This is a genomic window from Microcoleus sp. Pol10D4 (assembly GCF_036701555.1).
In the GTDB taxonomy this organism is placed as follows: Bacteria; Cyanobacteriota; Cyanobacteriia; order Cyanobacteriales; family Microcoleaceae; genus Microcoleus.
Map to the genome: position 1 here is coordinate 203958 of NZ_JAUBRA010000002.1, position 15257 is coordinate 219214.

Annotated in this window: 12 protein-coding genes and 1 pseudogene; 8 read left to right on the forward strand and 5 right to left on the reverse strand. The window is 46.3% G+C overall.

What is annotated here, in order from left to right:
• Positions 1-364 precede the first annotated feature (364 nt).
• From QUA36_RS02310 to QUA36_RS02320, 3 genes are all read left to right on the forward strand, one after another.
• Complete coding sequence (locus tag QUA36_RS02310) at positions 365-1957, forward strand: glucose-6-phosphate isomerase (RefSeq protein WP_333452262.1); 1593 nt, start codon at positions 365-367, stop codon at positions 1955-1957.
• Positions 1958-2020: 63 nt separating this feature from the next.
• Positions 2021-2755: a response regulator transcription factor gene (locus QUA36_RS02315; protein WP_333455308.1), complete on the forward strand. Its 735-nt coding sequence runs from the start codon at positions 2021-2023 to the stop codon at positions 2753-2755.
• A 58-nt stretch (positions 2756-2813) separates the two neighbouring features.
• Entirely contained in the window at positions 2814-4214 is a 1401-nt protein-coding gene (locus QUA36_RS02320) for a hypothetical protein (RefSeq protein ID WP_333455310.1), read from the forward strand.
• Between the two features lies 1 nt (position 4215).
• On the opposite strand, the gene QUA36_RS02325 is transcribed toward QUA36_RS02320, so the two are convergent.
• The 5 genes from QUA36_RS02325 to QUA36_RS02345 form a co-directional block, all read right to left on the reverse strand.
• Positions 4216-4716 (reverse strand): low molecular weight protein-tyrosine-phosphatase, encoded by a 501-nt coding sequence (locus QUA36_RS02325; protein WP_333455312.1) that lies wholly within the window; start codon positions 4714-4716, stop codon positions 4216-4218.
• 196 nt (positions 4717-4912) lie between these two features.
• Positions 4913-5263, reverse strand: a complete 351-nt coding sequence (locus QUA36_RS02330) for a YbaB/EbfC family nucleoid-associated protein (RefSeq protein ID WP_006634273.1) — start codon at positions 5261-5263, stop codon at positions 4913-4915.
• 62 nt (positions 5264-5325) lie between these two features.
• On the reverse strand, positions 5326-6282 hold the full coding sequence (gene murB, locus QUA36_RS02335; RefSeq protein ID WP_333057143.1) for a UDP-N-acetylmuramate dehydrogenase: 957 nt from the start codon (positions 6280-6282) through the stop codon (positions 5326-5328).
• Positions 6283-6432: 150 nt separating this feature from the next.
• Complete coding sequence (murC, locus tag QUA36_RS02340) at positions 6433-7989, reverse strand: UDP-N-acetylmuramate--L-alanine ligase (RefSeq protein WP_333212974.1); 1557 nt, start codon at positions 7987-7989, stop codon at positions 6433-6435.
• Between the two features lie 541 nt (positions 7990-8530).
• Complete coding sequence (locus QUA36_RS02345; protein WP_333455313.1) at positions 8531-8701, reverse strand: hypothetical protein; 171 nt, start codon at positions 8699-8701, stop codon at positions 8531-8533.
• Positions 8702-8950: 249 nt separating this feature from the next.
• On the opposite strand from QUA36_RS02345, the gene nadD reads away from it, so the two are divergent.
• The 5 genes and pseudogenes from nadD to QUA36_RS02370 all read left to right on the forward strand — a co-directional run bounded on the left by nadD (position 8951) and on the right by QUA36_RS02370 (position 14921).
• Complete coding sequence (nadD, locus tag QUA36_RS02350) at positions 8951-9667, forward strand: nicotinate (nicotinamide) nucleotide adenylyltransferase (RefSeq protein ID WP_333455315.1); 717 nt, start codon at positions 8951-8953, stop codon at positions 9665-9667.
• Between the two features lie 191 nt (positions 9668-9858).
• Positions 9859-10878, forward strand: a complete 1020-nt coding sequence (locus tag QUA36_RS02355) for a type I glyceraldehyde-3-phosphate dehydrogenase (protein WP_333364966.1) — start codon at positions 9859-9861, stop codon at positions 10876-10878.
• 417 nt (positions 10879-11295) lie between these two features.
• Positions 11296-12249, forward strand: coding sequence for a GDP-mannose 4,6-dehydratase (locus QUA36_RS02360; protein ID WP_333455318.1), 954 nt, complete (start codon positions 11296-11298; stop codon positions 12247-12249).
• A 247-nt stretch (positions 12250-12496) separates the two neighbouring features.
• Positions 12497-12639: pseudogene (locus QUA36_RS02365) on the forward strand (IS1 family transposase); the annotation flags it as partial.
• Between the two features lie 548 nt (positions 12640-13187).
• The gene (locus tag QUA36_RS02370) at positions 13188-14921 is read left to right on the forward strand and encodes a tetratricopeptide repeat protein (RefSeq protein WP_333455320.1); all 1734 of its coding nucleotides are present in this window, start codon (positions 13188-13190) and stop codon (positions 14919-14921) included.
• The last annotated feature ends 336 nt before the right edge of the window (positions 14922-15257 follow it).

The window sequence follows — 15257 nt, forward strand, 5'->3', positions numbered from 1 at the left end:
AAAAGTATATTTAACCTCACCGCAATGCCTATTTTACAGAGCCCGATCGCCCAAATTTGAATATTGTGAAACCAGGGGCCAAACGCCAACGCCGACCACAGTTAAATTTCTGTGGCGCTTCGATCTATCTATGGGGTGTGACCATTAATGAGGGATCTACCTACTAAGAGTGTTGCCCAAGTCATATTTTTATTGTTAAATTCTGCCGGATGCTCTGCCTGCCTTCGGCTCCGGCTGCCTTTAGACGACTAATACTTAAATTTATTGGGATTCTGCAAAAGCCGTACATCAGATCGTTTTAAACTACAATTGGTGGATTCCTGACGACGCCGATCGAACATTAAAAAAATTGTAGAGAATTCCTATGGACGCCGCAGCACTCTGGCAACGCTATCAAGACTGGCTTTACTATCACGAGGGATTGGGACTTTACCTCGATATCAGCCGCATGGGATTCGACGACGCTTTCGCAGCAGCACTGAAGCCCAAATTTGACAAAGCTTTCAAAGACATGGCAGCTTTGGAAGCAGGTGCGATCGCCAATCCCGACGAAAACCGCATGGTGGGCCACTACTGGCTGCGAAACCCCGATTTAGCTCCCACTCCAGAATTAAAACAAGAAATAGTCGAAGGCATAGCACAAGTCGAAGCATTTGTCAAGAAAGTTCAAAACCGCGATATTAAACCGCCCTTTGCTCCGCAATTTACCGACATAATTTCGATCGGCATCGGCGGTTCCGCCCTGGGCCCCCAATTTGTCGCCGAAGCTTTATCCCCAGACATTCCGCCCCTAGCAATTCATTTTATCGACAACACAGATCCGGCTGGGATCGATCGAATTCTCAAAAAAATTAAAGACAAACTCGCCAGCACCCTAGTAATTACAATCTCCAAATCCGGCGGCACCCCCGAACCCCGCAACGGCATGATTGAAGTTCAAAAAGCCTTCGCCGCTCAAAAACTCGACTTCGCCAAACAGGCAGTTGCCATCACCGGAACAGACAGCAAACTAGACAAATTAGCCAAATCCGAAGGCTGGATTGCCAGCTTCCCGATGGCCGACTGGGTGGGAGGACGCACTTCGGAACTCTCAGCAGTAGGACTTTTGCCAGCAGCTTTGCAAGGCATCGACATTCGGGCGATGCTCGACGGCGCTAAAGTCATGGACGAAGCTACCAGAATTCCCGACATTAAAAATAATCCCGCCGCCCTTTTAGCCATGAGTTGGTATTTTGCCTGCAACGGACGGGGCGAAAAAGATATGGTAGTTTTGCCGTATAAAGATTCACTACTATTGTTCAGCCGCTACTTGCAGCAATTAGTCATGGAATCGATCGGCAAACAGGAAGATTTAGACGGCAATACAGTTCATCAAGGAATCGCAGTTTACGGCAACAAAGGCAGCACCGACCAACACGCTTACGTCCAGCAACTGCGTGACGGGGTGCCGAATTTCTTCCTAACATTTATCGAAGTTTTGCAAGACAGGCAAGGCATTTCCCCAGAAGTAGAAACCGGCGTCACTTCAGGAGATTATTTGTCTGGTTTGTTGCAGGGAACTCGACAAGCTTTGTACGAAAATCACCGAGATTCCATTACTGTCACAATTCCCCAAGTCAACCCTCGGACAGTAGGAGCATTAATCGCCCTCTACGAAAGAGCTGTAGGTTTTTACGGTTCCTTGGTAAATGTCAATGCCTATCACCAGCCAGGGGTTGAAGCAGGCAAAAAAGCAGCCGCTGCTGTATTGGACTTGCAGCAACGGGTACTGCAAGTGATCAAAGACGCCCAAAAACCTCTTTCTGTCGCAGAAATAGCCAAAAAAGCAGGAAAGCCAGAGCAAATCGAGACAATTTACAAAACTCTGCGGCATTTGGCAGCCAACGGGCGCGGCGTAGCTTTGGAGGGCAAATTAGGACAACCGGCTACTTTAACTGCAAGTTATCAAGAGAATTAAACAGTAGAATTAAACATTAAAAGTGAAATTAGTCACTTTTAATGTTTAATTTTTAATTCCCCCATGCCATTAACGATTCTGGTTGCTGACGACGATTTCGCGACTCGCTTGTCAATTACCGATTATCTAGAAATTACCGGATACTCTGTAATCGCTGCTGAGAACGGCAAAGAAGCTTTAGGCTTGGTAGATGAATTTCAGCCCCACTTGATTGTTACCGACATTACAATGCCCGAGATGGATGGCTACGAATTTGTGCGGCGAGTTCGGACTCGTCCCGCTTTCCGCTTGCTGCCGGTGATTTTTTTGACGGAACGCACGAGCACGCAAGAACGGATTCGCGGCTATCAGATGGGGTGCGACAATTATCTGGCCAAACCTTTTGAACTCCAGGAATTGGGGGCGGTTATTCGCTCTTTGCTCGATCGCTACGCTCTAATCGCTCAGGCTCCCTCTCGTTCCCCCGAACCCGAACCAACGCCAACAGAGGTACGCAGCAGAACTAATGGCCAGCCAGAAGCAGATTTTTTAACTCAAAAGTCAAACACAGGCGATTCCCTACGGGATAGCTCCGCTTCACGGGCATCTCCCAGCCAAAATGCTCCGAGTTTGACGCAGCGAGAGCGACAAGTGCTAGATTTGCTGACAGAAGGTCTTTCTAATATTCAAATAGGCTCCACACTCCACCTCAGCCCTCGAACGATCGAAAAGCACGTCAGCAGCTTGTTCAGAAAAACTGACAGCAACAACCGAGCAGAACTTGTTCGCTTTGCGATGGAACACCATTTAGTCAGATAACCGCCAACGCTCTGGGCAAGAAAATTACCTGCACTTACTACGCTGAATAAATAACATCATGGTCAACAATTACTTAAAAAATCAGAAAATTCTATATGCTGTAGCATTAGCAGCTTCTATAATTTTCTGTATTGCCATGACCTCCATGGGAATCACCAAGTATTACAGCGTTTTACAGGGTGGAAACAACTATAACGATTTCCCTACCAGCGGTTTCAGCCTCATCCGAGTTCTAATTAACGGTTCCTACTTGATAGCAACAGTTACATATATTATCTGGTTAATTCAAAAAAAACAGACAAGTTCCAGCTTTCTAGACATTTGCAAGTATGCAATCCCCTTTCTGGCACTTGCGCTCATAGCTTATCCCCAAAGCAGTGACATTTATATGTACTTGCATTACGGAGCGATGAGCTTACATAAAATTAATCCTTATCTGAATAATCCCGATACCTTAATTTCTAAGGTATCTCCCTTTCTCCACTGGGGACAAACTTCTACCTACGGCCCGGTTTCTTTATTCTTTTTTGCCCTATCAGCACTTGGTGTACCAATGAGTCCTTTACTAGCAGTTTATCTTTTTAAAATAATCTGCGTGTTGGTACACACACTCAATGCCTACTTAATTTGGCGCTTGCTAACAAATTCTGAGAAGCGTAACCTCATAACACTGGCTTATTTAGTCAATCCCATGCTATTGAATGAGCAAATAGCTAATGCTCACCTTGACGTTCTTCTTGCCAATACATTGATCGTTTTAATAGGATGTATTTATTACCAACGTTATGTTTTTGCAATTTTGGCAATTTGGGTAGGTTTTTTAATAAAAACCTTACCTATAATTTGGCTACCCTTAGTTGTTGCTTTCCTCTACAAGCAGCGTCGGTGGAAAGATTTAGCAGCATCAGTCTTGCTTTCTTTATTAATTATCGCGGTGATCACTTATACATTTATGCCAACCGTTTCAGCTTGGAGAAGTCTTTTAAATCCAGGAACCGCCGGGGCGACGGCTCGATCTTTTCACCATGCAATCAATTTATTTCTGAGTTTTTTGCCAAATATAAGTGTTAAAACTAGGGATAGTCTTCTATCATTACTCAAATATTTTGCGTATTTAAGCTGGATTGTTTACTATGCAGTCACGTTAATTAAAACATTCTTCCGCAAAAAAGATTCGGAAATTAATTTGGTATCAGATATTGGATGGACGACTCTCACTTTGTTTTTGTTTGCTACACCTTGGCTAATGCCTTGGTATCCATCTATTTTGTTGCCAATTGCTGCTTTGAGTATCAATTCTCCCCATTTTGTATTGACCAGTTTAACTTTTTCTTTGTCACCCAGTATCATTTTGGGAGCGGGATCTGGAACAACTGTGATCTCCCTAGTTACGAGTTTTGTTAGCGTTGTCCCCCCTACAGCATTGCTAATATTCGGGCGGAAAAAGACACTTTTTTAATTTAAATTGATTGCTGACCGCCAACTGTTAATTTTTCTTGACTGACAACGTACTCTAACAAACCCGCTTGAGCGTCCAGCAGCAAATCAATTACTCGATCAAATCCCTCCGGGCCACCGTAGTAAGGATCTGGCACTTCTTTAAGGTCGTATTTCTGGCAAAAATCGCACATCAGCCGCACTTTATCTTTATACTTTCCAGCCGCATCCAGGGCAAGAATATTACGATAATTTTCTCTATCCATGGCCAGAATCAAATCAAACTTTTCAAAATCGTTTTTGGAAAATTGGCGGGCTTCGCCTAGCAATTCAATGTCTCGCTTCCTCGCCGCCAATGCCATCCGCCTGTCAGGGGGGCTGCCAATGTGATAGCTAGCAGTTCCGGCAGAATCGCAGGTAATACGATCGCTCAAACCAGCTTCTTTAATTAAGTGATTCATAATGTTTTCTGCTGAGGGCGATCGGCAGATATTTCCGAGGCAGACAAACAATAATTTAGTCATTAGTCATTAGTTATTAGTTATTAGTTATTAGTCAGTCAACAGTCAACTGTGCTAATTTGTAGGGTACGTCGCTTTCAGAGTCAATCTGCAAGTTCCATCGAACATGGAGCAGCGACGCACCTTACTATAGCGGTTTCCAGAAAGTTTAATCAATCAGTCAACAGTCAACAGTCAACAATTGACTGATGACTAATGACTAACCGAAACCGGGGAGATTTAGTCCACCGGTGAGTTCTTCCATTTTCTCCCGCATCGTCATCGTAGACTTAGCGTAAGCATCCTGCATCGCCACCGTGACGAGTTCAGAAACCACATCAGCACCTTCACCGAGGGCATCCGGTGAGATTTCCACGCGGCGGGGTTCTTGGTTGCCGCTGAGAAAAACCTTGACCAAGCCGCCGCCGGCAGTTCCCTCAATTTCCATTACATCCAACTCTTCTTGGAGCTTTTTAGCTCCTTCTTGAACCTGCTGAGCTTTTTTGAAAGCTTCAGTCAGTTCTTTCATTTTTCCCAGGCCGAAGCCAAATCCTTGTCCTGATTTTGTCATAACTACTTTGTGATGGTGTGTGGGCTGGCAGTCTGCCGTTTCCGTATTACTTCAATGATGCCTTAGAAGGGAAACTCTCCCAGTATTCTAACTTCTGGCTCCAACAACAGCGACCACCGCTGCTCGACTTGCTGTTGAACGTGGCGGATCACTTGAAAAATATCATTGGCCGTTGCCGACCCGCAGTTAAGAATAAAATTAGCATGGCGCTGAGCTACTTGTGCGCCGCCGATCTGATATCCCTTCAGTCCCGCTTGTTCGATGAACCAACCGGCCGTCTTGGGGCCAGGGTTACGGAAGACTGAGCCACAGCTCGGTAAGTGGTAAGGTTGAGTTGTCCGCCGCTGGCTGAAATGGTCATTAGTTTCTGCCATTACTTGCGATCGGTCAAATCCCGGCTGTAACTGGAAAGTCGCTTCTGTTACTAGCCGATCGCCCCCTTGCAACACCGAAGTCCGGTAGCGGTACTCCAACTCTTGGGGAGTCAGAATTTCCACCTTGCCGCCGGGGGATAGGACGCGGGCATTGACTAGAATATCAGCAGTACAGCCTCTGTGAGCGCCTGCATTCATCACCACAGCCCCTCCCACCGTACCCGGTATGCCGACTGCCCATTCTAGACCTTTCCAGCCCCGTTTAGCCGCCAACCAAGCGAGGCGGGGAATTGACTCTCCCGCCCCCGCTGTCACTTGACCTGTTTCTGGATTAAAATTCACCTGTTTCAGGTAGCGAGTGCCGACGACCAAACCGGACAAACCCCGATCGCTCACCAACAAATTAGAACCCGCACCCAGCAGAGTCACCGGCACCCCTTCATCGTGTGCCCAGGCAAAACTCGCTTGCAAAGCCTCCATACTGCGGGGAGCCACGTACCACTCGGCGGGGCCGCCGACTCGGAACGAAGTCAGGCCCGCCAGCGAAACTTGGGAGTTAATCTTGCAATCAGTTCCCCGCAAAGAAATAGGAGAATACACTCGCCGATTGTCCTTAACAGAGGAGTCATTCGAGATAGTCACCATCTTGAAAATCCTTAAAAATACCTTCGCTCGAAGACGTGGTTGAAAATTCGTTTAGCTAACTTATGTGGCCGCTTTGAGCGAGCCGTCCGACAGAAGTTTCGGCACAACGTGCCACGCCATAATGTCGATCGACTCTACTCTGTTCGCGAGCTAATCGGGGCGATCGGCTTGTTGATAAAAAGCCATAACCTCTGGAATAATCTGATTCAGATTACCAGCGCCCAAAAACAGAGCCAAATCCCCCGGTTGCAGATTTTTGGTTAAAAACTTAGTGACTGACTCTAGGGAAGGCGCAAACTCAACATCTCGGCCTTCTTTAGCAATCAAATCAGCAACTTGCTGCCCGCTAATTTCTCCTAAATTTGGTTCCCCAGCACTATAAATATCGCAAGCCACAACCAAATCAGCATCCCCAAAAGATTGAGCAAATTCTGGCAAAAATGTCAGAGTCCGGCTGTAACGGTGGGGTTGAAAAATTGCAACCACTCTTCGGGATTTGGGATTTTTTTCGCTACCTTCGATCCGCAAGCGAGCCGCCGCCAAGGTGACACGAATTTCGCTAGGATGGTGAGCGTAGTCGTCCACAAACAGGATGTCATTGTGAAAACCCCGCACCTCAAAACGGCGGCGAGCTCCTTCAAAGCCAGCAATCGCTTTGGCAATGGCCGAAAACTCTAACCCCAACAATCGGCCCACTGCTACCGCAGCTAGTGCATTGCTGAGATTGTGTGTGCCCAGCAACTTCAACTCCATTTCCCCTAGGAAAGTTCCTCGCTCCCAAATCCGGGCCTTGGTGCTTTCTGCTCCGTACTCCACGTCCGAAGCCGTGTAGTCAGCACCGCTGTCCGGCTGCAAGCTGTAGCTGACATGAGGCTGAAGGGAATCTTTGACGATTTGATCGTCAATGCAGCCCACCAAGGTTTGACAGTTTTGGGCAAACACCTTAAATGTGTCTATTACCTGGTCAAGGGTATCGTAATGGTCTGGATGATCCAGTTCCACATTCGTCACTATGCCAATTTTGGCTACCAGCTTAACGAGAGAACCGTCGGATTCATCAGCCTCGGCCACTAAGTAGGGCCCTTCCCCCAAACGGGCATTGCCTTCCCAAGCATTTACCTCGCCTCCTACTACGATCGTCGGGTCTAGACCCGCCGCCATCAGCATGAAGCCGATTAAGCTGCTAGTAGTAGTTTTGCCATGAGTACCGGCTACGGCTATGCTTTGGTAATCTTGAATTAACGCTGCCAACACATCCGATCGATGAAAAATCGGACAGCCCAAATCTAAAGCAGCTCGATATTCGGCATTGGCTGGGTGAATAGCCGTCGAACATACTACTTGAGGCAATCCCGGAATTGCTTGGGCGCTTGAACCGTTGCCGTTCAATTGGAGAGCTTCGGCTGTCGCGACAGAAGTCCCTACCGTACCCCCGACTATCGAGGATACTGCCCTTTCCTGTTGCCCGCAGTCGGGACTGCTACCGTTAAGGGCCGTTTGAAATAGTTCAAAATTGCTGGCGTCTTGACTCCAAAAAATATGAGCTCCCATTCCTTGCAAGCGCTCGGTTATGTGACTCGATTTAATGTCGGAGCCGTACACAGGCAACTTGCGTTTAGCTAGAATGTAGGCAAGGGCTGACATCCCAATCCCACCAATGCCGATGAAATGAAATGGTCTACCGCTAAAATCAACAGAACTCGGCATCTTTGCTCCTCACACACCACACCACGCCAATAACACGCGATATCATATCAAGAATTGTTTTTTCAGGATACAGTTCGCTAGAGATTTTGTACAAAATTCTCTGCGCGTCCCTAGATTTGCGGGACTTGTAGAGATGTTTGTCTTGTATCCTATATGACTTAGTACCGAGTAGTTTTCCGGAACAGTCACAGCTCGAAAATTGCAGGTAACAGAAAACGGGGTCTGGGGTCGGGGTCAATAGACTAATTTTGGGTGATTGCATACTCCTGCATTCTTTCTATTTCGATCCGCCTGCTGTGCTGGGATACGGCAGCAAAAGCCCCACAACCTTTCTACCAAGATTGAGGGTAAAACCCATAAGGATTTACAAACACTACCACGAACAACAAAATTTCGCTCATTTTGTAGTCATTTATCTAGTTGTACGGTCATTTTTTCTTGAAAGTCAGAGATTGACACGAGCGCAGCTATAGTATATATTCTTACTTTATTGTATATATACAAGGTATGCAGTTAGTCGAAATAGTCGCAAAGCCATAGATCAAACCAAATCATTGGTTTGATAGAGAAGCCGATCGACGCTCTTGGCAGCCCTTAAAATTTTTACCACGGCGCTAAGTATATCTACCCTCAAAACTTTTTCGGTCGCCCACAAACGAATGCTCAGGTGGTCGATCGCGCACTCAAAACAAGTTGGGATTAATATTGGCAAGGTTAATCATCCAGTCCCGCACCCAATCCGACGCTGAAACCTGGTTTTTTAAGTCTTATTGAAGGCTTGAACGAATTAAGGGGGTTGAAAAAACCGGTTTCAGCGTCCAGGACGATCGTCGAAACTAGGGTCGTCCAGGGGTTTGTCCCCGATGTGAAGCGAGGGTTTTCTAATAAACGAGCTTATGGTTAAAAGTGTATAAACATAAAATTGGCGCGATGTCTGTATTAATCCTGATTTTGGGGAAATATGGGGAAAATAGCGATTTTGGGGGGGACTTTTGACCCGGTTCACTGGGGTCATGTGTTGGTAGCCGAGACGGCTGCGAGTCAATTTGCTCTCGATCGAGTTATTTGGGTACCGGATCGCTCTCCTCCTCACAAAGAACGCCCGGATTTGGCAAGTTTTGAGCAGCGGCGGGAAATGCTTGCTTTGGCGATCGCCGATCGCCCAGACTTCGTAATTTCGCCACGGTCGGTCAATCCCAGAGGCAGTTGTTTTGCGATCGACACCCTGCTGTATTTGCAAAAATTGTATCCCGGCGATCATCGCTGGTACTGGATTATTGGTAGTGACGCACTCCTTAGTCTTCCCAAATGGCACCGGTGCGCCGAAATTGCCGGGTTGTGCGACTGGTTGGTGGCCCCACGTCCGACTCACGGAGATCGAGTGACAGCAGAAAGCAGGGAGATTGGGGGACTGTCCGAGTGGGGAGATTGTCCTGGTGGAAAACCCCTCGATTGCGGGGGGGACAGGATGCAGGTTCAGACAAATACTGTTGGCCGGCGAGTTGCCGAACAAATGGCTCTTCTGGATGTGGAAATTCGCTGGCAGGTGCTGTCCATGCCTGCGATCGAGATTTCGTCGAGCCACATCCGCCGCTGCTGTGCCGAAAGGATCGACCTCCGCTACTTAGTCCCGGAAGTTGTCGGGACTTATATTGCAGCCCATCAGCTTTACCAGTAACCAGCGGCAGAAAGCCTAATGCCTTCTGCCTTGCAATTTCAGCCTTCTAGAAAAGTTCAAGCTTTTTTGATCGACACAAAAAGTTATAAAGGATCAACCTTTGCGATATGATCTTGTCTCATAAGTCAATTCTTAAATTTTTCCAAAATTTAAGCCTGAGCTAGGGGCTGCCATCATTAGGAGGTACTAAAGTGATTCGAGTCGCGATCAATGGTTTTGGACGTATCGGGCGCAGTTTTGCGCGCTGCTGGTTGGGCAGAGAAAACAGCCAGCTAGAGTTGGTAGCTATTAATGACACTTCCGATCCCAGAAGTAATGCTCACTTACTCAGATACGATTCCATGATGGGAACGTTGAAGAATGTGGACATCAGTGCGGATGAAAATTCCATTACCCTAAATGGGAAGACAGTTAAATGCGTGAGCGATCGCAACCCGCTAAACTTGCCTTGGAAAGATTGGGGTATTGATCTGATTATTGAATCGACCGGTGTCTTCGTTGACCAAGCTGGTGCATCGAAGCATATCACTGCCGGCGCTAAAAAAGTGCTAATTACCGCTCCCGGCAAGGGTTCTGAAGTTGGCACTTATGTGATGGGAGTCAACCACCACAACTACAAGCACAGTGACTACACAGTCATCAGCAATGCTAGCTGTACTACCAACTGTCTGGCTCCTGTACTGAAAGTGCTGCACGAAAATTTTGGCATCGTCAAAGGCATGATGACCACTACCCACAGCTATACTGGCGACCAGCGCTTGCTGGATGCCAGCCACCGCGATTTGCGGCGGGCCCGGGCTGCAGCAATGAATATTGTGCCGACTTCTACCGGAGCAGCCCAAGCTGTGGCTTTGGTGATTCCAGAATTGAAGGGCAAGTTAAATGGTATTGCCATGCGCGTGCCGACTCCCAATGTGTCCGTAGTGGATTTTGTGGCTCAGGTAGAGAAAAAGACTTTTACCGAGCAAGTAAATCAAGTGTTCCAAGAAGCTGCCTCTGGCTCCATGAAAGGGATTTTGGAGTACAACGATTTGCCTTTAGTTTCATCCGACTATCGCGGAAGTGATGCTTCTTCGATTCTGGATTCCAGCTTGACGCTGGTGATGGATGGCGACATGGTGAAGGTTTTGGCTTGGTACGACAATGAGTGGGGCTACAGTCAGCGGGTGGTTGACTTGGCTGAATTGGTCGCCGAACGTTGGGAAGCCTAGTACCCGAAGGCAGAAGGTATTAGTCATTCGGCAGAAGGTAAAAAATGCTGATATTTTTTACTTTTGAGTCGATTTCTAGCTGACTGGTTATTTCTGTTTTCGAGCGCGAGAGACTTTTGGCAGTCGATAGTTGGCGAGTAGAAGATGAAATATCGTAGGGACACGGGACTGCCCTGTCCCTACGATATTGGTAAGCTGCTACTCCCAGCTATCGAACTTTTTGCAATAATACTGCGATCGGGCTTTCGAGTCTGCTTGATGATAAATTTGTTGTTTGTTTGTAGTAACCGCTTAAACTTGCTGTGGTAAGTTTTCGGAAAATCCCAAAGATTAAAAAAATAAAAATACCGACGATAAAAGTTAAACAACTGGAAAAATAGCAACAGCTACGGTGTAGTTTTGCCAACAAAATCTGATATGAAAAAAGCGCTAATTTGTGGTGTATCAGGTCAAGACGGAACTTATTTAGCTAAACTTTTGCTCGATCGAGGTTATGAAGTTTGTGGCACCTCCAGGGACGCCCAAATGTCTAGTTTCGGAAACCTGGCCCGTTTGGGCATCCGAGACAGAGTAAAACTAGAATCCATGTCTCTCAACGATTTTCGCAGCGTCTTGCAAGTGCTTGCTAAAATAGAGCCAGATGAGGTGTACAATCTAGCAGGTCAAAGTTCCGTCGCTCTGTCTTTTGAACAACCCGTAGAAACCCTCGAAAGCATTGCCACAGGCACATTGAATCTCTTAGAAGCAATTAGGTTTACAGGCGGAAAAATCAAACTTTACAACGCCAGTTCCAGCGAATGTTTTGGGGATACCCGAGGCAGCCCAGCCGATGAAAATACGCCTTTTCGCCCCAGAAGTCCTTACGCGGTAGCGAAAGCAACCGCATTTTGGGAAGTAGCGAATTATCGGGAAGCGTACAATTTGTTTGCGTGTTCTGGTATTCTCTTCAATCACGAGTCGCCGCTGCGGCCGGAGAGGTTCGTCACCCAAAAAATTGTATCTGTGGTGTGCCGAATTGCTGCCGGCAGTTCCGAAAAACTGCATTTGGGAAATATTGCAGTGCAGCGGGACTGGGGTTGGGCGCCGGAATATGTGCAGGCGATGTATTTGATGTTGCAGCAGGAAGAACCTGACGATTATGTAATTGCTACGGGTGCAAGTTATCCTTTGGAAGAGTTTGTGCAGACAGCGTTTGTTTCTGCGGGTTTGGATTGGCAGGAACATTTAGTAACCGATGCGAGTCTCTACAGACCGACGGAGATTGCTGTAGGGAGGGGGAATCCGGGTAAGGCAAAAGAAAAATTGGGCTGGGAGGCGAAGTATAAAATGCCCGATGTGGTGCGGATGATGGTGGAAGCGAGGCAGATGTGAGGAAAAAGTATGGGGTGAAAAGATGGAGGCAGGATATCCAACGGCTAATGACTGGTATAAGGCTAATCACCGGGAGTAAAAAAAATATCACATTGTTTTCAAAACTTACATGACACGAGTAGAAGGAGAAAATACGGCTCTCCTGATTTTGAGGTGATAACCAAACCACATATCCTTACTCCGAGGGCATTACAGAATCGCAAACAGTTGTGCTTGATACCGTATACACCATAAACCCAGGAGAGCCGAAAATACTAGACTCAGACATCCGCATAGCTCGCTTAAAAAGAAAAAACCTATGTTATTCTAAGTCAGAACAAATGCTCAAACATTCAATTCGATTACTAATTTACTATTCTTTTGTTTAATAGTGTTCCCGTTCCCTATTAAATTAATCATTACGATTAAGTGAGATGAAGAGCGATCAATCGCGCTTATCATACCTTAATCCAGCCACGCCAATTTTTTGTGTGCAGAGTCCAGTGCTTCACTCTGATGCAGAAGTTGGGCTTTGAGTCAATGGGACGCGGGTAGAGCGCGATCGACCTTTCTAGTTTACCCGATCGCGCGTGTTGGTTGATCGATTGAGTGCGATCGTCTTCCTGTGTTGATTTTTGGGGTAATATCTATTGTTAAGCTCGATGGCTTATGGCTTGGGGGCCATCGCCCATCTATAATACCTGGTGCGTGCGGGAACATCCTCAGAGGGCTGAAGTCTGATATCCTTGGGAAAGCAACGGCTTGAGTTCATTTGAAGTTCATTGAGGGGGATCGGGTAAAATCCCCCCTAAATTTTGGTAAACTCCTGAAAAATCATTGTGGCAGTAGTTTCTCCCATAACGACTAGGAGCCAATAATTGTCGGTTGGTAATTAAAAACTTATTCAACCAACTAACTAGGTCAATTAATCAAAATAATACATTAAATTAGTTAGCTTTATGAAAGTAGTAAATTCTGATTATGAATTGCCCCCAAGTGACATGTATTGTGACAATATTCTATCTCAACTTCATCAAACTCAGGGGGAGTGGGACAATTTTCATCTGCCAGTGGATCAGACTCAAAGCCAATTGCAGAACTTGCAAGATCAGTACCAGCAAATTATAGGAGAACTCCAACAGGCTAAGTCTCAAAATCGCGCTTACCAAAATCAACTACAACAATTTCAAAAGGATACAGTAGTTAAATTAAATCAATTGTCCGAATTCTACGCAGCCCAAGGTCAACTCAATGACGCATCGATGTGTAAAAATTGGGGAAATCTCTTCCAGACTCTCGGCCAAATCGACGATGCAAAGTATTGGTACAACAAAGCCCTAGAAATCAATCCTAATTTTGCGACAGCTTTAGCGAACCTTGGCACTATGTACGCTCAACAGCAGCAGTGGCCAGAAGCGATTACCTGTTATCAAAAAGCGATCGCCATTCAGCCCAACTTACCTGGACTTTATCGTAACTTTGCCAAAGTTTTGTCGCAAACTGGGCAGCCAGAAGAAGCAGCAGAGTGCATATATTTGGCCTTGGCCCTCGAACCGGAAAAAGCTACAGCTTTTGAATACTTCAACTTAGGCAATATTCTGTTAGATAAAAATAAGCCGGAACGGGCAATTATCTGTCACCGTCGCGCCATTCATTTAAACCCGAATTTCGCTGCATCTCACTACAAATTAGGGGAAATATTGAAATCCTGCGGTCAGTGGGAAGAAGCTATAGTCCACTATCAAAAAGCCCTTGTAATCCAGCCAGACTTATCTGATGCTCACAATAAGTTAGGAGATTTATTTCAAGAGAAAGGACGTTTAGATGAAGCCGTAGGCGCTTATCAGTCAGCTTTGAACCACGCTCCTGATTTATTTTTGTATCATTACAATTTAGCCAAGGTTCTGCTAGAACAGGAAAAATGGGAAGAAGCTGCCCTTGCCTACGAACGCGCTACTGAACTAAACCAAAATTTTCCTTGGTCTTACTACAGCCTAGGGGACGTTCGTTTAAAACTAGAACAATGGGAAGAAGCTGCTGTTGCCTACCGCCGTGCTATTGAACTCAACCCCAATTTTTTCAGCTCACACCACAGCTTAGGTGATGCTCTTTTCAAATTAGAACAATGGGAGGAAGCCGCCGCAGCCTACAGTCACGCCAGCGAACTTAACCCAGATTTCTTTTGGTCTGGGTACAATTTAGGCCAAGCTTTTCTCAAGCTAGAAAAATGGGAAGAAGCTGTTGCCACTTATCAGCGCGTTATTGAACTCAACCCAGATTTCCCTTGGTCTTACAACTGTTTAGGGGAAGCTTGCCTCAAACTAGAAAAATGGGAAGAAGCTGTTACCGCTTACCAGCGCGTTATTGAGCTAAACCCTGACACCCCTTGGTGTTACTACCATTTAGGGGAAGCTCTGCTCAAACTGGAAAAATGGGAAGATGCCACCGCTATCTACCGCCAAGGCATTTCCCTAGCTCCTGACTTGCCTTGGCCTTACAGCAATTTAGGGGATGCCTTATTGAAACTGGGTAAATACGATGAAGCGATATCTTGTTACCGCCATGCCGTTGACTTAAACCCTGATATTGCCGAGATTTACTATAACTTAGGGGAAAGTTTAGCAAAACTCGGTCGGCTTGAAGAAGCGATATCTTGTTATCGCCGTGTTGTTGAGTTGACTTCGGACAAATGACAAAAGTAGGATATGTTATTAACTAACCCTACTTTTGTGAAGTAGGGGTAAATCCAGGAGTATGTGGAGGGAATATATCTGATGTTGCAGGAGCAGGAGGCGGAGGATTGTGCGATGGTCCCCACTGGCGTCAGTTCTGCCTTTTAGTAAAGACCTTGTTAAAAGTAGGAGATCAGGAACTGTTTATAGTTTGTTACCGTCCTGAGTTAGAGTTAGTGAACGGGGATGTGTATTATGGTTAAGGAGAACTATTGATGAAATCAGGCTAGCTAAAGAAGGCAATTTCTTCTTATGGTGATGCTCTGGCTCTACTTAGAGAGGAAACTGGCTTGCTGG

Excerpts from the sequence above, each read along its gene's own strand:
- QUA36_RS02310 (WP_333452262.1), top strand. The coding sequence starts at position 365 with ATGGACGCCGCAGCACTCTGGCAACGCTATCAAGACTGGCTTTACTAT.
- QUA36_RS02315 (WP_333455308.1), top strand. The coding sequence starts at position 2,021 with ATGCCATTAACGATTCTGGTTGCTGACGACGATTTCGCGACTCGCTTG.
- QUA36_RS02320 (WP_333455310.1), top strand. The coding sequence starts at position 2,814 with ATGGTCAACAATTACTTAAAAAATCAGAAAATTCTATATGCTGTAGCA.
- QUA36_RS02325 (WP_333455312.1), bottom strand. The coding sequence starts at position 4,716 with ATGACTAAATTATTGTTTGTCTGCCTCGGAAATATCTGCCGATCGCCC.
- QUA36_RS02330 (WP_006634273.1), bottom strand. The coding sequence starts at position 5,263 with ATGACAAAATCAGGACAAGGATTTGGCTTCGGCCTGGGAAAAATGAAA.
- murB (WP_333057143.1), bottom strand. The coding sequence starts at position 6,282 with ATGGTGACTATCTCGAATGACTCCTCTGTTAAGGACAATCGGCGAGTG.
- murC (WP_333212974.1), bottom strand. The coding sequence starts at position 7,989 with ATGCCGAGTTCTGTTGATTTTAGCGGTAGACCATTTCATTTCATCGGC.
- nadD (WP_333455315.1), top strand. The coding sequence starts at position 8,951 with ATGGGGAAAATAGCGATTTTGGGGGGGACTTTTGACCCGGTTCACTGG.
- QUA36_RS02360 (WP_333455318.1), top strand. The coding sequence starts at position 11,296 with ATGAAAAAAGCGCTAATTTGTGGTGTATCAGGTCAAGACGGAACTTAT.
- QUA36_RS02370 (WP_333455320.1), top strand. The coding sequence starts at position 13,188 with ATGAAAGTAGTAAATTCTGATTATGAATTGCCCCCAAGTGACATGTAT.